The 18,003-nt window shown below is 63.7% G+C and carries 20 protein-coding genes and 2 pseudogenes; 8 read left to right on the plus strand and 14 right to left on the minus strand.

Going from position 1 to position 18,003, the window contains the following annotated elements:
- Positions 1 to 336 precede the first annotated feature (336 nt).
- Positions 337 to 1,239, minus strand: a complete 903-nt coding sequence (locus tag IRZ56_RS20375; protein WP_196146596.1) for a LysR substrate-binding domain-containing protein — start codon at positions 1,237 to 1,239, stop codon at positions 337 to 339.
- A gap of 133 nt (positions 1,240 to 1,372) precedes the next feature.
- On the opposite strand from IRZ56_RS20375, the gene IRZ56_RS20380 reads away from it, so the two are divergent.
- Positions 1,373 to 1,984, plus strand: coding sequence for an FMN-dependent NADH-azoreductase (locus IRZ56_RS20380; RefSeq protein WP_196146597.1), 612 nt, complete (start codon positions 1,373 to 1,375; stop codon positions 1,982 to 1,984).
- 176 nt (positions 1,985 to 2,160) lie between these two features.
- On the opposite strand, the gene IRZ56_RS20385 is transcribed toward IRZ56_RS20380, so the two are convergent.
- The 4 genes and pseudogenes from IRZ56_RS20385 to IRZ56_RS20395 form a co-directional block, all read right to left on the minus strand.
- The gene (locus IRZ56_RS20385) at positions 2,161 to 3,339 is read right to left on the minus strand and encodes an MFS transporter (protein ID WP_196146598.1); all 1,179 of its coding nucleotides are present in this window, start codon (positions 3,337 to 3,339) and stop codon (positions 2,161 to 2,163) included.
- A gap of 197 nt (positions 3,340 to 3,536) precedes the next feature.
- Complete coding sequence (locus tag IRZ56_RS20390) at positions 3,537 to 5,123, minus strand: ABC-F family ATPase (RefSeq protein WP_196146599.1); 1,587 nt, start codon at positions 5,121 to 5,123, stop codon at positions 3,537 to 3,539.
- Between the two features lie 20 nt (positions 5,124 to 5,143).
- A pseudogene (locus tag IRZ56_RS23540) lies at positions 5,144 to 5,330 on the minus strand (site-specific integrase); the annotation flags it as partial.
- A gap of 94 nt (positions 5,331 to 5,424) precedes the next feature.
- Complete coding sequence (locus IRZ56_RS20395; protein WP_196146600.1) at positions 5,425 to 5,682, minus strand: hypothetical protein; 258 nt, start codon at positions 5,680 to 5,682, stop codon at positions 5,425 to 5,427.
- A gap of 210 nt (positions 5,683 to 5,892) precedes the next feature.
- On the opposite strand from IRZ56_RS20395, the gene IRZ56_RS20400 reads away from it, so the two are divergent.
- The 5 genes from IRZ56_RS20400 to IRZ56_RS20420 all read left to right on the plus strand — a co-directional run bounded on the left by IRZ56_RS20400 (position 5,893) and on the right by IRZ56_RS20420 (position 8,470).
- Positions 5,893 to 6,387 (plus strand): hypothetical protein, encoded by a 495-nt coding sequence (locus IRZ56_RS20400; RefSeq protein WP_196146601.1) that lies wholly within the window; start codon positions 5,893 to 5,895, stop codon positions 6,385 to 6,387.
- A gap of 166 nt (positions 6,388 to 6,553) precedes the next feature.
- Positions 6,554 to 7,078, plus strand: a complete 525-nt coding sequence (locus tag IRZ56_RS20405; RefSeq protein WP_196146637.1) for an anti-virulence regulator CigR family protein — start codon at positions 6,554 to 6,556, stop codon at positions 7,076 to 7,078.
- Positions 7,079 to 7,208: 130 nt separating this feature from the next.
- Positions 7,209 to 7,421, plus strand: a complete 213-nt coding sequence (locus tag IRZ56_RS20410; protein WP_196146602.1) for a hypothetical protein — start codon at positions 7,209 to 7,211, stop codon at positions 7,419 to 7,421.
- A gap of 129 nt (positions 7,422 to 7,550) precedes the next feature.
- Complete coding sequence (locus tag IRZ56_RS20415; RefSeq protein ID WP_230381298.1) at positions 7,551 to 7,877, plus strand: hypothetical protein; 327 nt, start codon at positions 7,551 to 7,553, stop codon at positions 7,875 to 7,877.
- A gap of 92 nt (positions 7,878 to 7,969) precedes the next feature.
- Positions 7,970 to 8,470 carry a methylated-DNA--[protein]-cysteine S-methyltransferase gene (locus IRZ56_RS20420; RefSeq protein WP_196146603.1) on the plus strand — a complete coding sequence of 167 codons (501 nt, stop codon included), beginning with the start codon at positions 7,970 to 7,972 and terminating at the stop codon, positions 8,468 to 8,470.
- Between the two features lie 8 nt (positions 8,471 to 8,478).
- On the opposite strand, the gene IRZ56_RS20425 is transcribed toward IRZ56_RS20420, so the two are convergent.
- Both IRZ56_RS20425 and IRZ56_RS20430 read right to left on the minus strand, forming a co-directional pair.
- Positions 8,479 to 8,721, minus strand: a complete 243-nt coding sequence (locus IRZ56_RS20425; protein ID WP_196146604.1) for a hypothetical protein — start codon at positions 8,719 to 8,721, stop codon at positions 8,479 to 8,481.
- A gap of 143 nt (positions 8,722 to 8,864) precedes the next feature.
- Positions 8,865 to 9,380: a DUF3016 domain-containing protein gene (locus tag IRZ56_RS20430; protein WP_196146605.1), complete on the minus strand. Its 516-nt coding sequence runs from the start codon at positions 9,378 to 9,380 to the stop codon at positions 8,865 to 8,867.
- A 78-nt stretch (positions 9,381 to 9,458) separates the two neighbouring features.
- On the opposite strand from IRZ56_RS20430, the gene IRZ56_RS20435 reads away from it, so the two are divergent.
- On the plus strand, positions 9,459 to 10,154 hold the full coding sequence (locus tag IRZ56_RS20435; protein ID WP_196146606.1) for a metallophosphoesterase: 696 nt from the start codon (positions 9,459 to 9,461) through the stop codon (positions 10,152 to 10,154).
- Here the strand turns inward: IRZ56_RS20435 and IRZ56_RS20440 are convergent.
- Positions 10,132 to 10,752 (minus strand): LysE family translocator, encoded by a 621-nt coding sequence (locus tag IRZ56_RS20440; RefSeq protein ID WP_196146607.1) that lies wholly within the window; start codon positions 10,750 to 10,752, stop codon positions 10,132 to 10,134. The two genes, IRZ56_RS20435 and IRZ56_RS20440, sit on opposite strands and share 23 nt — an antisense overlap.
- 264 nt (positions 10,753 to 11,016) lie before the next feature.
- A pseudogene (locus tag IRZ56_RS20445) lies at positions 11,017 to 11,826 on the minus strand (helix-turn-helix domain-containing protein); the annotation flags it as partial.
- A gap of 134 nt (positions 11,827 to 11,960) precedes the next feature.
- Between IRZ56_RS20445 and IRZ56_RS20450 the strand changes: the two are divergent.
- Entirely contained in the window at positions 11,961 to 12,584 is a 624-nt protein-coding gene (locus IRZ56_RS20450; RefSeq protein ID WP_196146608.1) for a LysE family translocator, read from the plus strand.
- Positions 12,585 to 12,729: 145 nt separating this feature from the next.
- On the opposite strand, the gene IRZ56_RS20455 is transcribed toward IRZ56_RS20450, so the two are convergent.
- From IRZ56_RS20455 to IRZ56_RS20475, 5 genes are all read right to left on the minus strand, one after another.
- Positions 12,730 to 13,005 (minus strand): peptidylprolyl isomerase, encoded by a 276-nt coding sequence (locus IRZ56_RS20455; protein ID WP_196146609.1) that lies wholly within the window; start codon positions 13,003 to 13,005, stop codon positions 12,730 to 12,732.
- A 35-nt stretch (positions 13,006 to 13,040) separates the two neighbouring features.
- On the minus strand, positions 13,041 to 14,996 hold the full coding sequence (locus IRZ56_RS20460) for an acetoacetate--CoA ligase (protein ID WP_196146610.1): 1,956 nt from the start codon (positions 14,994 to 14,996) through the stop codon (positions 13,041 to 13,043).
- Positions 14,997 to 15,133: 137 nt separating this feature from the next.
- A complete protein-coding gene (eco, locus tag IRZ56_RS20465; RefSeq protein WP_196146611.1) occupies positions 15,134 to 15,613 on the minus strand; it encodes a serine protease inhibitor ecotin in 480 nt (159 codons plus the stop codon).
- A gap of 56 nt (positions 15,614 to 15,669) precedes the next feature.
- Entirely contained in the window at positions 15,670 to 16,440 is a 771-nt protein-coding gene (hbdH, locus tag IRZ56_RS20470) for a 3-hydroxybutyrate dehydrogenase (protein ID WP_196146612.1), read from the minus strand.
- A gap of 10 nt (positions 16,441 to 16,450) precedes the next feature.
- Positions 16,451 to 17,842, minus strand: a complete 1,392-nt coding sequence (locus IRZ56_RS20475) for a GntP family permease (RefSeq protein WP_196146613.1) — start codon at positions 17,840 to 17,842, stop codon at positions 16,451 to 16,453.
- Positions 17,843 to 18,003: the final 161 nt, after the last annotated feature.

Genomic DNA, 18,003 nt, shown 5'->3' on the forward strand with positions numbered 1-18,003 from the left:
GCCAGGCATCCATGCCTGGCACCCACCTGCGCAAGGCTTCCACTCGGCCTCCTGACGTCGCGTTTGGTGGCGCCTGGGCTATCGCGTATCACAAGCAAAGGCAACAGAAGGGCTGCTTGGTAGGATCAAGTTACTGTGCTGTTGTGATCAGAATCTTGGCTGCCTTTGCCTTAATGATTGGGCCGCTACGCGCCCCATCGCGGCACAAGGCCGCTCCTACAGGATCACGCAAACCTCGCCATTGGCGGGTGGCCTGTGGGAGCGGGCTTGTCCCGCGATGGGCTTCGCTCGGTCCGTCAGCAATTACACGTGCAAGCACCTGGTTCGCCTAGATGCTCACACATAGCGCTCCCCACAGGCCTCGAACGAAGCCGCCAGATGGTCGATCCACACACGCACAGCCGGCAGCAGGCCACGTCGGTGTGGGTACACCGCCTGCAACCAACCACCAGGCAACGACCAGTCCGGCAACAGGCGTACCAGCTCACCGCGCTCCAGTTCCTCCTCGCAGTACATGCTCGGCAGTGCGGTGAAGCCCAGCCCTGCACGCACGGCGGCCTTTCGCACCACGAAATCATCAATGGCCAGGCGCGGCTCAAGGGCGACTTCTTGTTGTTCGCCACCCGCCCCGATCAGGCGAAAATGCACTAGTCGATCCGCCTCCGTGGCGCCCAGCACCGGCAGGCCGGTAAGTTGTGACGGGTGGTGCAGATGGTCGGCGAAGCCTGGTGCCGCCACCAGTTGCATCTGCGCCTGGCGCAGGCGGCGGGTGACCAGGGCCGGGTCTTCGTCGCCCAGGTCACGTACGCGCAAGGCCACGTCGATACCTTCAGAAATCAGGTCGACCCGTCGGTTGAGCAGCACCATGTCCAATTGCACCAAGGGATAGTGCTCGAGAAAACGGCTGACCACCCCTGGCAGGAATGCGTGGGCCAAGGCCACGGGACACGACACCCGCAAACGCCCCCGCGGCTCGCTGCTCATGCTCGCCACTGCTTCGTCAGCAGCCTCCGCCTCCAGCAGCATGGCCTGGCAATGGTGCAGGTAGCGCTCGCCTACGGCAGTCAGTTTGAGTTGCCGGGTGGTGCGCTGCAGCAAGCGCGTGCCCAGGCGTTCCTCCAGCTCGGCGATACGCCGGGAAAGCCGCGACTTAGGGATGCCGAGCTGGCGACCGGCGGCGGCGAAACCACCGGCCTCGACCACGCGGGCGAAGTAGAAGAGGTCGTTGAGGTCCTGCATGGGGTTGTTCCATTGTTCTACTGATGGGACAAACTAACGCATTTTTGCCGACTTATCAGCTATTAGCTGGCTCTGTAGGATTCTCCCCAACGTGATCGCCCACCGCCGCGGTCTTCATTCACAGGAGAGTCCCATGAAACTGTTGCATATCGATTCGAGCATCCTGGGCGACAATTCCGCCTCCCGCCAGCTGAGCCGCGAAGTCGTCGAAGCCTGGAAAGCCGCCGATCCGAGCATCGAGGTGGTCTACCGTGACCTGGCGGCCGACGCCATCAGCCACTTCTCCGCCGCCACCCTGGTTGCCGCAGGTACCCCTGAAGAGATGCGCGACGCCGCCCAAGCCCATGAAGCCAAGCTGAGCGCCGAGACCCTGGAAGAATTCCTTGCCGCCGACGCCGTGGTGATCGGTGCGCCGATGTACAACTTCAGCGTGCCGACCCAGCTCAAGGCCTGGATCGATCGCGTCGCCGTCGCCGGCAAGACCTTCCGCTACACCGAAGCCGGCCCGGAAGGCCTGTGCGGTGACAAGAAAGTGATCCTGGTGTCCACCGCCGGTGGCCTGCACCACGGCCAGCCGACTGGCGTCGGCCATGAGGACTTCCTCAAGGTCTTCCTCGGCTTCATCGGTATCACCGACCTCGAGATCGTTCGCGCCCAGGGCCTGGCCTACGGCCCGGAACACCGCAGCCAGGCCATCGACTCCGCCCAGGCACAGATCGCCAACGAGCTGTTCGCAGCTGCCTGATCGCGCTGAATGGAAAAACCGGCTGCAGCCTCATGCTTGTCAATTAAGGACGCCGGGCGCTGCACGCCCATCGCCGGCAAGCCGGCTCCCACAAGTAACGCGCCAGCCTTGAGGGCAGCACTGTCCCTGTGGGAGCCGGCTTGCCGGCGATGGGCTGCGTAGCGGCCCCAAGTGCATCAGCTGCGCTGACCGCGACGGGCCAGCAGCATCACCAGGCCCACGCCCGCCAAGGCGAGCAGGGCCGCCACGGCAAAGATCGCGGTATACCCCAGGCGCACGGCCACCGCGCCCATGACTGGGCCGGCTATGGCCAACGCCAGGTCGAAGAACACCGCGTAGGCACCCAGCCCCGCTCCTCGGCTACTGCTGGGGACCTGCTTGATGGCCTCCACGCCAAGTGCTGGATACACCAGCGACAGCCCGAACCCTGTCAACCCCGCGCCCACCAGGGCCAGGGCTGGGGAGGGCGCCAGCCACAGCAGCGTCAGCCCCACGACTTCGGTGGCCATGCAGGCCATGGCCACGTTATAGCCGCCGAAGCGGTTGACCGCATTGACAAATAGCAGCCGCGAGACGATGAAACACAGGCCGAATGCGCTCAGGCACCAGGCCGCGCCGACCCAGCCGCGTTCCAGGTAGTACAGGGTGACGAAGGTGGTCAGGGCGCCATAGCCGATCGATGCCAAGGTGAGCCCCAGGCCAAAGGGCGCCACCCGGCCGAAGGCCGACCAGAACGGCAGCCGTTCGCCGCGCACCACCACCGCATCCGGGCGCGTGCGCAACACCAGCAGGGTCATCACGGCCAATACCAGCAGGGCGGCGCCGAGCACGCTGAAGCCTAGCGCGTCCACCAGCAGCACACCGGCCGGTGCGCCGATGGCGATGGCGCCGTAGGAAGCGATGCCGTTCCAGGAAATCACCCGAGCCGTGTGTTCGTTGCCCACCTGACCGATCCCCCAGCTCAAGGTGGCGACACCGATCAAGCCCTGGGCGATACCAAGGCATAGGCGCCCGGCCAGCAATAACAGCAGGCTCAGCCAGGGCAGGGCGATCATCCAGGCCGACAGCAAGGTCAGCACGCCGCAACCGGCGATGCCGTACAGGCCGTAGCGAATCGCCCGCTTGCCGCCCAGGCCATCAGCTACCCGCCCGGCAAAGGGGCGGCTGAGCAAGGTGGCGAGGTATTGCAGGCCGATGGTGAGCCCCGCGACCACCGCGCCGAAGCCAAGCTGGTCATGGACATAGCTGGGCAGCACTGCGATCGGCAGGCCGATGCACAGGAAGGCGATGAACGTATAGAAAACGATCGAGAGGATCTGCAGGGTGATGCCGGAAGCAGGTTGTTGCGCGGTCATGGAGGCGTTCGCGGGTCGGCGGTGGGGCGTGGCCCATCATCGCTGGAGCGCGGCGAAAAAGAAAGCAGGCTAACGAAATATCGACTGGGGGCTGCGTTGCAGCCCTTTCGCGGCGCAAGGCCGTTCCTACAGAGGTCAATGATTGCGCTGTAGGAGCGGCCTCGTGCCGCGAAAGGGCCGCAGGGCGGCCCCAAGGCTCAGACCACCACGCCCTGGCTGCGCAGGTAATCGTCGTAGGTGCCGCTGAAGTCCACCACACCGTCGGGCGTCAGCTCGATGATGCGGGTGGCCAGCGACGACACGAACTCGCGGTCATGGCTGACGAATACCAGGGTCCCAGGGTAGTTCTCCAGGGCCAGGTTCAGCGCCTCGATCGATTCCATATCCAGGTGGTTGGTCGGCTCGTCCATCACCAGCACGTTGGGCTTTTGCAGGATCAGCTTGCCGAACAGCATGCGGCCCTGCTCACCACCGGAGATCACTTTCACCGACTTTAGGATCTCATCGTTGGAGAACAGCATGCGGCCCAAGGTGCCGCGGATCAGTTGCTCGCCCTGGGTCCACTGGCCCATCCAGTCGAACAGGCTGACATCGTCTTCGAAGTCGTGGGCATGGTCCTGAGCGTAGTAGCCCACCTCCGCGCTGTCGGTCCACTTCACCGCGCCGGCATCGGGTTTCATCTCACCGACCAGGGTACGCAGCAGGGTGGTCTTGCCGATACCGTTGGGGCCGATGATCGCCACGCGCTCGCCGGCCTCGACGGTGAAGCTGAAGTCCTTGAACAGTACCTTGCCGTCGAAGCCCTTGGAGACCTTCTCTACGGTCACCGCCTGGCGGTGCAGCTTCTTGGTCTGCTCGAAACGGATGAACGGGCTGACCCGGCTCGACGGCTTGACCTCGGCCAGCTGGATCTTGTCGATCTGCTTGGCGCGCGAGGTGGCCTGCTTGGCCTTGGAGGCGTTGGCCGAGAAGCGGCTGACGAAGGTCTGCAGCTCGGCGATCTGGGCTTTTTTCTTGGCGTTGTCGGCCAGCAACTGCTCGCGCGCTTGGGTGGCGGCGGTCATGTACTCGTCGTAGTTGCCCGGGAACAGGCGCAGCTCGCCATAGTCCAGGTCGGCCATGTGAGTGCAGACGCTGTTGAGGAAGTGCCGGTCGTGGGAAATGATCACCATGGTGCTGTTACGCGCCGTGAGGATGGTTTCCAGCCAACGGATGGTGTTGATGTCCAGGTGGTTGGTCGGTTCGTCCAGCAGCAGCACGTCCGGGTCCGAGAACAACGCCTGGGCCAGCAGCACACGCAGCTTCCAGCCCGGCGCCACTTCGCTCATCGGGCCGAAGTGCTGCTCCAGCGGAATGCCCAGGCCCAGCAGCAGTTCGCCGGCACGGGACTCGGCGGTGTAGCCGTCCATCTCGGCGAACTCGGTCTCCAGCTCGGCGACGGCCATGCCGTCTTCCTCGGTCATTTCCGGCAACGAATAGATGCGGTCACGCTCGGCCTTGACCTTCCACAGCTGCTCGTGGCCCATGATCACCGTGTCGATGACGGTGAATTCTTCATAGGCGAACTGGTCCTGGCGCAGCTTGCCCAGGCGGGTGTTCTGCTCGAGCATCACCTGGCCTGCGGACGGCTCCAGGTCGCCGCCGAGGATCTTCATGAAGGTCGACTTGCCGCAGCCGTTGGCGCCGATCAGGCCGTAGCGGTTGCCGTTGTTGAATTTGACCGAGACGTTTTCGAAGAGCGGCTTGGCGCCGAATTGCATGGTGATATTGGCGGTGGAGATCAAAGCGCTTACCTATCAGTAACTTATGCGGCTGGAGGGTCAGCGATCCTGAGCGTTTCCAGCGCGCTCCAGTCGGAGCTTGAGTTGAGCCAACGGGCGTGCGTCGACAGCAGCACATGCATGCTGTGACCCAGCTGTTGGGCGATAAATGCGGGGGTTGAGGCCGGACATTGCGCGTATTGTCGCATAGGTGCGAGGGCAGTTGTACGGGGACGCGAAATCCGATGCCGAGGCCCCTGATGAGTGGGGCCGGCATTCAGCACCGCGAGCTGCCACGGTGCTGAGTTCGGGCTGGTGAGCGGTTCTAGCCGCGAAGGTGCTCCAGCCGAGCACGTCCAGCCTCTGTGATCGAATGTTCTCCCTGGTCGCTGATCCGATAACGTCCAGACGGCATCTGCGTTATCGAGAACCTTACCAGTCCGCTTTGGGACAGGGCTTGGCCAACTTCGAAGCTCATCGCGCGCTCCAGGTCGAATACCTTGATCTCACCGATCTTGAAGCGGTAGAACGCAATCAAAGCCAGGTCAAGAGCTTCTTGGCTTGTTGCTTGAACACGTTGCATTTGACCTCCCAGGTCTTTAAATGGCCGGGTCCATGGGCTTGCGGGCAAGTCACCAGGTAGTACATTCGAGGCGCACCGTACTATGGCCTTGCGGGAATCGGTACTGGCTTTGCATCCAAGCTGGATGGGTGGACAGGGATAAAGAGCGGTCTGCAGGGCGATGACGTCATGGCCTGTGGTAGATTCCGCCCATCAACAAGGAGAACAGGCATGAAGCGTTTGGCAGTGTTGGCCCTGGCGACAACGATGATCTACGGCTGCTCCGACGAGGGACCGTGGGAAGGTCCCGCAGGCACTAAGATGGGTCTCAAGCGCGAGCAGATCGAGCGGCATGCCATTCTGCAGAAGGTGGGCACCAACAATGTAGGTGCCTTGGTCTACACATCCAAGCAGGCGCCGAAGCTCGACGCCCAGGCCGATGGCTACAACTACGTGTTCAGCAAGGATGACGAGCTTTGCCTGGTACAGATGCGCTTCGATCGGTCGAACCGCTCCAGTGAGGCATTGATGGACGAATTGAAAGCCAGGTACGGCATGCCGGACCAGGATGATCGCGTCGCGCGAGGCGTGGTCTGGTCTTCCCGTGCATTCAAGTTGAGCGACGACTTGGCCGAGATCAGCAGTGAGTTCACCGGAAGAGAGCCGCGTGCCGCCCTGGTCAGTTTCTGGTTTGCCAACTTCGACACCTGCAAGGCCACCGAGTGACCCATCGCCCGTGCCGATGACGTCGGTAATGGGCGCTTTCTGAGAACTCGTTTCAACTTTTACAACGGATCTTTTCAGGCTGCAGATAACCAGGCCAAGGCAGGGAACTTTTCCCATGGCCATCGTCTACAGTGCAGGGGATCCACCCTCACGGAAGGAAGCAGTTATGGCCAAGTCTCGCGCTATCGTGATTGCAGTGACTTCGTTTGCTTTGGCTATCGGCCCTTGCCTGGGCTTTGCCGATCCCGGCAACGGGAAGGGGCAAGGCCAAGGCCAAGGCCAAGGGCACAACAAGAATCAGGTCCAGCACTCCCAGGGCAACAGCCACCCTGGCGGTGGCAACAAGGGGAGCGGCAACGCGGGCGGCGGCCACAAAGGTGGTGGCTACGACAACGATTATCGTGGCGATCGTTACCGCGGCCCCTCCATCGACCGTGGCGATGTGTTGGGCATATTGAGCGGCTACCGGAACTACTGGAGCCCTGGGCCAGCCCTGCCGCCGGGCATCCAGAAGAACCTGGCGCGCGGCAAGCCGCTCCCTCCTGGCATCGCCAAGAAGCTCGATGGTAGGTTGCTTGGCCATCTCCCTCACTACGATGGCTACGAATGGATGCAGGCCGGCGCGGACCTGCTCCTGGTCGCGGTAGCGACCGGCATCATCTACGAGGTGCTCGACGGCGCATTCGACTGAGCCAATTGACGCAATCTCCAGAGGCGATGGACCTTTTGCAGCGCTCGCAGGTCCAGAAGCAGGAAGCCCAAAACCATGAACCGAAAAGGCTTCCTGCTGCCCTTGTTGTGCAACATTGGAAGACAAGCCAATGCCTGAAAGAGAAAAGCGTTACCGTGCCTACCGTCTGTTGAGGGAACTCGACGCCTTGACCTCCTCGACCATGAACCAGATCGCCTATGGCCGCGTTGGCGGCCCCGAATGGAAAGGCATGTGCCAAGCCCATCGCAAGGCATTCGAAGAGTGGATGACCTTCGCCGAATCGCTACTTGAGCCGGGCTGCGAGAAAACGCCCGACTCCTGATTCCCCATAGCTGGGTCAAGCCGGCTGTCCGATTGTGCCCGCCATTGCGCGCAATGCGGTTGCGTGCCCGTGTGCTTCCGCTATGGTGCCTCTACCAACACATATAAGACTAAAGTCGTAGGAGGCGGCATGAGAATTCGTGGAGACGTATTCTGGTCGTGGGCAGACCCCACCCTTCATCATCGCGGGCACGACGAGACCCTCGATGGTGGTACCTGCATCGACGTGCAGGTCAGGTTGTCCCGTACTGGTGCCACGCAAATGTTCATTGGCATCTACGCGCCCTCGGGCATGGCCTTGCATGAAGAAGCGTTCGACTCCCGCCCTGGCGAGTCGATGACCAGGGCATTGGCCTGGGGCGTCGGGCGGGCCAGGAAGGTGGCCGGCGAACCGGCCCTTCAATCGTGTAGGCGTGCTGCCAAGCCCAGCGTCGTGGCGGCGTGCGCGGGGCGTTGAGCGTCGACAGCTTCGCGGGTGAGAAAGCGGATGCGCGAGACGGCTGCCGGGCGTAGAGTGCCGGCAGCCGTTTTCTCGTTCGGAGTTCATCAATGTCCAGCGCCTTCACCCTCATGCAATCTCCCGTCGGCACCCTGACACTGGTGGCGCGGGGCAACAGCCTGGCGGCGGTGCTGTGGGAGCAGGAGCGGGAAAACCGCGTGCGCCTCGGTGCGCTGCACCGCAACGACACCCACCCCACCTTGAAGGAAACGGCTCGCCAGCTGGGTGAGTATTTCGCCGGACAACGCCAGCGTTTCGAGTTGCCACTGGATTTTCTCGGCACCGATTTCCAGCGTCAGGTCTGGGCAGCACTGCTGACCATTCCCTTCGGTGAAACCCGTAGCTACAGCGAGATCGCCCGGCAGATCGGCAACCCCAGCGCCGTGCGGGCGGTGGGTGCCGCCAATGGGCGCAACCCGATATCGATCATTGCCCCCTGTCACCGGGTCATCGGTGCCTCGGGCAGCCTGACCGGCTTTGCCGGTGGCTTACAGGCCAAGCAGTATCTGCTCGCTCTGGAAGGGCGGCAGAGCCTGGCGCTGAATTTTTGACCCTAGCGTCAACCCAGCCAATACAGCAACAGGCAACCCACCATCGCCAGCACCGAGCCCACCGCCAGGCTGTATTGGCGGTGTGAGCGGCGGGCGTATCGCTCTACCTTGCGCAGGTATTCCCCCGGCCTCGGGGCATCAGGCCGGTGCCGCAGGCCTTCGGCGAGGTCCGCCAGGCGCCCCTGGATCAACAGGCCGGTGAGGTAATAGGTGCAGGCGTAGCTGACCAAGGCGGTGAGCAGGTATTTCATTGCCTCAGGCCTTGCAATTGCAGGATGCAGGGTGTCATGTCGTCCATCCATGGAAAGCGAAAGCCCGAGCATACCCTGCGGGAGTGGCCTTGTGTCGCAAAAGGGCGCGCAACGGCCCCAGGGCTCAGGCAAGCAATCGCGGTTCAGGACGCCGGCCCATGCGCGAACCGCTGGCGGAACCAGTCGCCGAGCATGACCTTCTCGGCATAGAGCCTGTCGCTGCTACTTGCCTGGCGGCCGGGGCGGCTGAGGTACATCTTGTCACTGACCCGCTCCTGGGCCTGTCGTTCGGGTTGCCCCGGCTGGCTCAGGGTGTAGTTCAGGTCGATGCTCGGCCAGGTGATTTCGCGCATGAAACGCACATCGTAGGCGCCGCCGTGCCAAGGTTCGAAACGGCCTGCCAGGTCAATGTCGCGGATCACGATGCGCAGCTGCTGGCCCGGCTGCAGGTAGCGCTGCCCAAGCGTTTGCAAATGCTGGGTGAGCGTCTTCATGACGTATTCATCGGCGCCGCGCTCGTAGCCGGGGCTGTCGAGGCTGGCATCGCGGAATTTTTCAGGATGGTCGAAGCGTACCTCGACCTGCGTGGCCGGGGCGGCTTGTGCCATGCTGTCGAAAGCCAGCACCATCATGACGGCACAGGCGAGGGCGGTACGCATGATGCACCTCCAGGTGCGCGAGCGGCTTGCCCCTTCATTCTACGCCTGCCGTGGGCGCCGCAGCAGAGGACCGATGCAATGAGCCGTTTTCGGCGGGTAGCCGCCAATACCCGGGGGCGTGACCTGGCCGTGGGCGATATCCACGGGCATTTCGCTCGCCTGCAGCAGTGCCTGGACACCGTGGGGTTCGACCCGTCGGTCGACCGGCTGTTCAGTGTCGGCGACCTTGTCGATCGCGGCCCGGAGAGCGCCCAGGCGCTGGAATGGTTGGCCCAGCCTTGGTTTCACGCCGTGCAGGGCAACCACGAAGCCCTGGCTATTGCGCATCTGCGCGGTGGCCGGGTCGAACTGGACATGTACCGTGCCGCGGGAGGGGCCTGGTTTCTCGACTTGCCCGAGGCTGATCAGCAGCGCTATGTAGAAGGGTTCGCCCAGATGCCGCTGGGCATGGAAGTGCAGACCCCCGGCGGTCTGGTCGGGTTGCTGCATGCCGACAGCCCGTTCCCTGACTGGCCGACCCTGCGGGCCAGTTTGGAAACCGTGGACGACCCGCACGTACGCGAGGTCTGCCAATGGTCGCGGCGTCGCTTGCGCGAAGGCGACACGGAGCCGGTCGCCGGTCTGCGGGCCTTGCTGGTGGGGCATACACCGGTGGTGCAGGCCAAGCGGTTGGGCAACGTCTGGCACCTGGATACCGGCGGCTGGGCCAGGGGCTTTTTCAGCGTGATGGACCTGCATTCGCTGGCATTGGTCAGCCCCATGCCAGGTGCATGAGCACAACGCTGGCCAGGAGCATCAGCATGGCGCCCGAGGCGCGCTCCAGCCAGGGCAGGGCGCGGGCGAACCGGCGCAGCACGCGGCGGTTGCCGATGGCCATGGCCACCAGCAGGTCCCAGGCTCCCACGACGGTGAACATCCACGCACCATAGGCGATCTTCCAGGCACTGCTGGTGGCGGCGACCATGCTTGCCAAGCTGGCATAGAACAAAGCGTTCTTCGGGTTGAGAATGCCGGAGACGAAGCCTTGGACGAGGCTGTGCAGCCAACCGCGAGCGGGTTGGGCGAGGCCGCTGTCAGTGGGCGCGAGGCTGCTGTGCCCGGCGTGGCGCAAGAACAGTCCGCCGATGTACAGCAGATAGGCACAGCCGGCCAGTTGCAGGGTGACGAACAGCGTGCTGCCTTCGTGCAGGATCGAGACGCCGGCGAAGGCGGCGACGATGAAGAGACCATTGGCCAAGGCGATGCCCAGGCAAGCGCCGCTCGCTACACGCCAACCGGCGTTGGCCGAGGTGCGGGCCACCAGGAAGAAGTCGGGGCCTGGGGAGAGCAGGGCGAGGAAGTGGGCGGCGGCGACGATCAAAAATTGCTCCATGGGGCTAGGCTTCTGCAGTGGGGAAAGCCGCAGTCTGCTCGTCGGGTGTTCGTATGTATTGAAGATAATTGCAGGCTACCCGGCCCAATCGCGGGGCAAGCCCGCTTTCATAGAGCAACGCATAACTATTTGATTTTCAGGGCCTTGTGGGAGCGGGCTGGTCCCGCGATTAGGCCGGGCCTGGTATCACCGTCGCGTGGCAAGGGCTTCGCCCTTGATCGCGGGGCCAGCCCGCTCCCACAGAGGGACAGTGTTGCCGGCCCCACCTCGATAGCGTCCCGGTGTCATGCCTGCATGGGCCTTGAACACGCGCTGGAAATGGGCCTGGTCGGCGAACCCCAGTTCATAGGCTACCTCCGCCAACGGCCTGCCTTGGCTGAGCAGGCGCCGGGCGCGATTGACCCGGGCATTGAGCAGGTAGGCATGGGGTGTGAGCCCGGTGGCGGCGCGCAGGGCTCGGATCAACTGGTAACGGCCAAGGCCCACGTGGGCGGCCAGATGGCTCAGGCTCAACTGAGCCGAATCTTGCGCTTCGATCATGTCGAGCGCCTCACGCAAGGCCGGTGCGCTCAAGGTCGGAGCCGGCGCCGCATCGAGGGTGTCATGGGCGGCAAAATCGAGGTCGCCGATGAATGCCACCAGTGCCGCTTCCTTTTCCGCTGCCCCCGCTTTGGAAAACAACAGTGCATTGAGCTAGCAGAACTGGCGGTACACCAATGCTGACCGGCTGATTCGTGCCGGTGCGCCGGGTTCGCCGGCCGCGACCCCGGCCTCCAACCGCAGTTGCTGCAACCATTGCGCATCCAGGTGCAGCATCTGGTAGCTCCAGGCTTGGCCCGGCTGCGGGTTACAGGCATGCACCCGCTGCGCCGGAACCAGCACCAGGGAGCCAGGCGTCAACCGCTCACGGCCTTCGCCGGCACCGGTGAAATGGCTCAGGCCCGCATCTACCGCCCCGATGGAAAACGTTGGGTGGCTGTGCGCCTTGTAGCAGGCCCGACTATGGCAGGCGCGGCGGCTTTCCACGAACGGCAGCGCCGGGTCGCGCCAGATTTCGCTGTGTGAGCGGGTCATGCAAAGCCTGCCTTGCCGAAGTCCAAGGTCCGAAGTGTAAACGCTGGCCACTGTTACGGCCATTTGCCCAGTGACTGTGCTTGACGCCGTACGACGCCAGCGCGACGCTTCTGGCGTCCTGATGGAGAAGAATAATGGACCTGTCGAGCCTGCTGCTGTTCATCCCCGCCTGTTTCGCCCTGAACATGGCGCCGGGCCCCAACAACCTGCTGTCGCTGCACAACGCCAGCCGTTATGGCCTGCGCACCGCCTGCATGGCCGGCGGCGGGCGTATCCTGGCCTTCAGCGGCATGATCGCCCTGGCCGCCATGGGCCTGGCGGTGGTGCTGCACACCAGCGAATACTTGTTCCTGGCAATCAAGGTGCTGGGGGCTGCGTACCTGTTCTATATCGCCTGGCAGCTGTGGCGCGCACCGGTGGGCGAAGCCGTGGTGAGCGGCGATCACCCGCGGGGTACCTGGCGGTTGGCGCGGCAGGAGTTCTGGGTCGCTGCAGGCAACCCCAAGGCGATCCTGATCTTCACCGCCTTCCTGCCGCAGTTCGTCTCGGTGGGCAGCCCTACGCCTGTGGCTGAGCAGTTCCTCTGGCTGGGCGTGTTGTTCCTGCTGTTGGAGTGGGCGGCCATCGCCATCTATGCGGGCCTTGGCGCCTACATGCAGCGCTGGTTCAGCCGCCCGGGGCCGCGCCGCCTGTTCAACCGCGTCAGCGCCTCGCTGCTCGGTTGCGCCGGGCTGGGCCTGCTGGCGGCGCGGCGATAGGCCCTGCCTGAAAAGTCTTGAGACGCCGGTCAGGCAAGGCGAAAACAGCCGAGGAAGCGGAGTTTACGGGTTGTAAATGAGCATTCCGAGGCTGTTTTCAACGCAGCATGACCAAGTATCAAGGCTTTCAGACAGAGCCTAAGGGTCAGTCGCGGTAGAAGGTCTGCACCAAGTGGTAGCCGAATTTGCTCTTGATCGGCCCATGTACCACGCGCAGGGCCTTCTTGAAGATCACTTGGTCGATGGCGCCGACCAACTGGCCTGGGCGGATCTCGCCCAGGTCACCGCCGCGCTTGCCCGAGGGGCAGGTTGAGAATTTCTTTGCCAGCACGTCGAAGGCTTCGCCCTTGGCGAGCCGTTGCTTGAGCTGTTCGGCTTCGGCAGCGGTCTTGACCAGGATGTGACGGGCTTGGGCTTTCATGGGAACACCTGTGCTTGGGGCGAAAAAGGGCGCCATTATGCCTGATCGCGCAGCTCCGCGCGGTCGCGGAATTGCGCCAGTGCTTCAGGGTTGGCCAGGGCGTCGGTGTTCTTCACCGGCAGGCCGTGCACCACGTTGCGGATGGCCAGCTCCACCAGCTTGCCGCTGATGGTGCGTGGAATGTCCGTGACCTGGGCGATGACGGCGGGCACGTGGCGAGGTGTCGTGTATTGGCGAATCACCTGGCGGATGTGTTGGCGCAGCGCGTCGTCCAGCTGCAGGCCCTCGCGCAGGCGCACGAACAGCACCACCCGTACGTCGTTGTGCCAGTCCTGGCCGATGGCGACGCTTTCGAGCACTTCCTCGACCTTTTCCACTTGGCGGTAAATCTCGGCTGTGCCGATGCGTACCCCGCCGGGGTTGAGTACCGCATCGGAGCGGCCGTGAATGACCAGGCCGCCTTCGGCGTGCTCCTCGGCGTAGTCACCCTGTGCCCAGACGCCGGGGTACTGGCTGAAATAGGCGTCGTGGTAGCGGCTGCCGTCATCGTTCCAGAAGCCCACGGGCATGCAGGGGAAGTTGCGGGTACACACCAGTTCGCCTTTTTCGCCCGTGACCGGTTGGCCGGCCTCGTTCCAGACTTCCACGGCCATGCCCAGGCCCTTGCACTGGATCTGGCCGCGGCGTACCGGCAATACCGGGTTGCCGAGCACGAAGCAGGAGACGATATCGGTGCCGCCTGACATCGAGGCCAAGCACAGGTCCGGCTTGATCTTGCGGTAGACGTAGTCGTAGCTATGGGGCGAGAGCGGTGACCCGGTGGACATGATCAGGCGCAGGCTGCCCAGGTGATGGCTGTCGCTCGGCACGATGCCTTCCTGCTCCAAGGCCGCCAGGTACTTGGCGCTGGTGCCGAAGGCGTGGATGCCTTCGGCGTCGATCAAGTCGAGCAGGCGCTCGGGCCCAGGGTGGAACGGCGAACCATCGTACAGCACCAGGGTGGCGCCGACGGCCAGGCCGCTGGCGAGCCAGTTCCACATCATCCAGCCGCAGGTGGTGTAGTAGAACAGGACGTCGTTGGCCTTCAGGTCGTTGTGCAGGCCGTGTTCCTTCATGTGCTGCAGCAGTACGCCACCTGTGCGGTGGACGATGCACTTAGGCACGCCCGTGGTGCCGCTGGAATAGAGGATGCACAGAGGATGGTCGAAGGGCAGCGGTGCGAAGCGCGGCTCACCGCCCGGTTGGTAGAAGTCATTCCACAGGCTGACCCGTGGTGCGGCGAATTCGTCGGCGCGGGTCTGCGGACGGGTGTAGGGCACGATCAACAGGTGCTCCAGGTCGGTCAGTTGGGCCGTCACCTGGTTGATCTTCTCCACCTGATCGATGGCCTTGCCGGCGTATTGGTAACCTGCGCAGGCGATCAGCAGCTTGGGCGTGATCTGGCCGAAACGATCGATGATGCCATGCAGGCCGAACTCGGGCGACGAACTGGACCAGATCGCGCCGAGGCTGGCGCAGGCCAGCATGGTCACCAGGGTTTCCCAGGTGTTGGGCATGACCGAGGCGACCCGGTCGCCCGCCTGGATGCCGATACCCTGCAGGGCCCTTTGCATGCCGGCGACATGGGCCGCCAGTTGCGCATGGGTCAGGGCCTGACGCTGGCCATCCTCGCGTATGGCGATCACGGCCGGGCGATCATCGCGGCGCTGCAGCAGGTGTTCGGCGTAGTTCAAGGTGGCACCGGGGAACCAGTGCGCGTCGGGCATGAGCGGGCCTTCGTCGAGCACCTGGGAAGGCGGCGTGTGCCACTGGACCTGGAAATATTCGGCAAGGGCCTGCCAGAAGGCAGGGCGTTGTTCGACGCTCCAGCGGTGCAGAGCGGTGTAGTCGTCGAGCTGGAGGTTGAACCGCAGATTGACCCGGCGGCGGAAGGCGTCCATCCGGCTGGCCTGGATCTGCGCCGTGGAAGGGCGCCAGAGCACGTCGTTCATGCCGAAACCTCCCATTGCCGTTCAAGGCCCCCTGTGTGAGCGTGCTTGCCCCGCGATTGTCGTCGTCTGACCGGGCGCAATCGCGGGGCAAGCCCGTTCCCACAGGAGGGCGTCGCTAAACCACTGCGGGGTGGCCTTTACTCCACTTTAGCCTTTTGTACGTCTTCGGAAGCCGACCAGACGCGATAGCGCACTTCGATGCCTTCCGGCACGTACACCACCACCGGCAGCTTGCTGTTGTAGCGCAGCATGAAGCCTTCGCCGACCACCGGCACGAAGGCCTCGGCCTTCTTGCCGTCCGGGCAGGCCATCAGCGTGCTCATGGGCCCGGCGACTTTCTCCAGGCGGTAGTAGCTGTAGCCCCAGCCTTCGAGATTGTGCTCTTCGAGCTTGCCGCTCAGGCGCTGCTTGTTGCAGTCGACCGTGAGGGTCTTGCCGGCAAGGATCTCCAGCTGATGGGCCGACTCGTCGGTTTGCGAGGGCAGGTGGATGACCTGCCGCGTGAAGCCTTTTTCCGCCTCGGGGTAGGGCGCGACATCCTTGAGCCCGGCAGCTATAGCGGGTGCTGCGCAGGCCAGGGTCAGGGAAAGGATCGCGGTCAATGGGAATGGGCGCATTAGGCCTCCTTGCTAATTAAAGACAACGCGAAGCCGCGCCAGATCCCGGCAGGCCCTCACTGGGCCAGCCAACCGCCATCGACGTTCCAGGCGGCACCGCGGACCTGGCTACCGGCTTCGCTGCACAGGAACAATACCAGCTCTCCGAGGTGCTGGGGTGTTACAAAGGCCACGGAAGGCTGCTTTTCGGCCAACAGATCGTGTTGCGCCTGCTGTGGGTCAACACCAGAGGCGGCGCGGTCGTCGATCTGTTTCTGCACCAGTGGCGTAAGCACCCACCCGGGACAGATGGCGTTGCAGGTGACATTACTGGTGGCGGTTTCCAAGCCTACGACCTTGGTCAGCCCCACCACGCCATGCTTGGCTGCCACATAGGCCGCCTTGCCAGTGGAGCCCACCAGGCCATGCACCGAGGCGATATTGACGATCCGCCCCCAGTTGCGCGTGCGCATGCCGGGCAGCGCCAGGCGGGTGCCATGGAACACGGCGCTAAGGTTAAGGGCGATGATCTTGTCCCAGGTCTCGATGGGAAACTGCTCCACCGGCGCCACGTGCTGAATGCCCGCATTATTGACCAGGATATCAACGCCCCCGAATTCGCGTTCGGCCAGGGCGAACAGCGCCTCGAACTGGGCTACATCGGACAGGTCGGCCGGGTGATGAATGACCCGCACGCCCAACCTGGTGATTTCGGCGAGCGCCGGGGCCGGGTCGCCGAAGCCATTCAACACGATGTTCACACCCGCGCCGGCCAACACCTGGGCTATCCCCAGGCCGATGCCGCTGGTGGAACCTGTGACCAGTGCGGTCTTGCCGTTGAGTGTCATGCCAGTCTCCTTAGACGATGCCCGTGGCGTAGAACGTGGCGATGACCACGAAAACCGCCAGGGTCTTGATCAGGGTAATACCGAAAATGTCCTTGTAGGCTTCGCGATGGGTCAGCCCGGTGACGGCCAGCAAGGTGATCACCGCGCCGTTGTGCGGCAGGGTATCCATGCCGCCGCTGGCCATGGCGGCCACTCGGTGCAGCACGTCGAGGGGAATATTGGCGGCATGGGCGGCTGCGATGAAGCTCTCGCTCATGGCCGCAAGCGCAATGCTCATGCCACCGGATGCCGAGCCGGTGATACCTGCCAGCAGCGTGACGGTGATCGCTTCGTTGACCAGCGGATTGGGGATGGCCCGCAAAGCGTCGGCCAGTACCAGAAAACCGGGCAACGAGGCGATCACCGCGCCGAAGCCATACTCCGAAGCGGTGTTCATGGCCGCCAGCAGGGCGCCGCCGACTGCGCTCTTGGTGCCCTCGGCCAGGCGCTGGCGGATGGCGCCGAAGGCACATACCAGCACCATCAGAATCCCCACCAGCAAGGCCGCCTGCACCGCCCAAATGGCGGTCAGCTTGGCCACGTCGCTTTGTACCGGCGCGCCCATGCCCGGCAGTTGCAAGGTATGGCTGGCGCCGTACCACTGGGGGATCCAGTGGGTGAATAGCAGGTTCATCACGCCTACCAGCACCAGCGGCGAGAGGGCCAGCCATGGGTTGGGCAAGGCCAGGTCGTCTGCGGTTTCCGGTTCGTTACGCAAGTCGTTGCCGTAGCCTTCGCCCGCGCGCTGGGCCTTGTTGCGCTGTCGACGCAGGTAGAGCATGCCGGCGCTGAACACGAACAGGGTGCCGATCAGCCCGAGCCAGGGTGCTGCCCAGGCGGTGGTGTTGAAGAACGTGCTGGGGATGATGTTCTGGATCTGCGGCGTACCGGGCAGGGCGTCCATGGTGAAGGAGAACGCGCCCAGGGCGATGGTGGCCGGGATCAGCCGCTTGGGGATGTCGCTCTGGCGGAACATCTCGGCGGCGAACGGGTAGACCGCGAACACCACGACGAACAGCGACACCCCGCCATAGGTGAGCAGGGCGCATACCAGTACGATCACCAGCATGGCCTGGCGCGTGCCGAGCAAGCCGATGGCAGCGGCGACGATCGAGCGCGAGAAGCCTGACAGCTCGATGAGCTTGCCGAATACGGCACCGAGCAGGAACACCGGGAAATACAGCTTGATGAAGCCGACCATTTTCTCCATGAACACGCCTGTGAAGGCGGGCGCCACGGCGGCGGGGTCGGTGAGCAGGACGGCGCCGAGGGCGGCGATGGGGGCGAAGAGGATCACGCTGTAGCCACGGTAGGCGGCGAGCATCAGCAGTGCCAAGGCGGCGAGGGCGATGAGCACGGTCATCGGGGTGTCTCCAGGTCTTTGTTTTTATGATGGACAGGGAGATAGCGGGAATCGTGCCAAAATTATAAGCGACTGATTTATAAGGATTTTATGCGCGACGAGGTCAGTTTTGTCTCTACATGGAGACCGAGGTGCCTGCATCCCGGGCCAAGCCCGTTCCC

Origin of the sequence: Pseudomonas guariconensis, assembly GCF_015680235.1 — a bacterium.
Taxonomy (GTDB): Bacteria; Pseudomonadota; Gammaproteobacteria; order Pseudomonadales; family Pseudomonadaceae; genus Aquipseudomonas; species Aquipseudomonas guariconensis_A.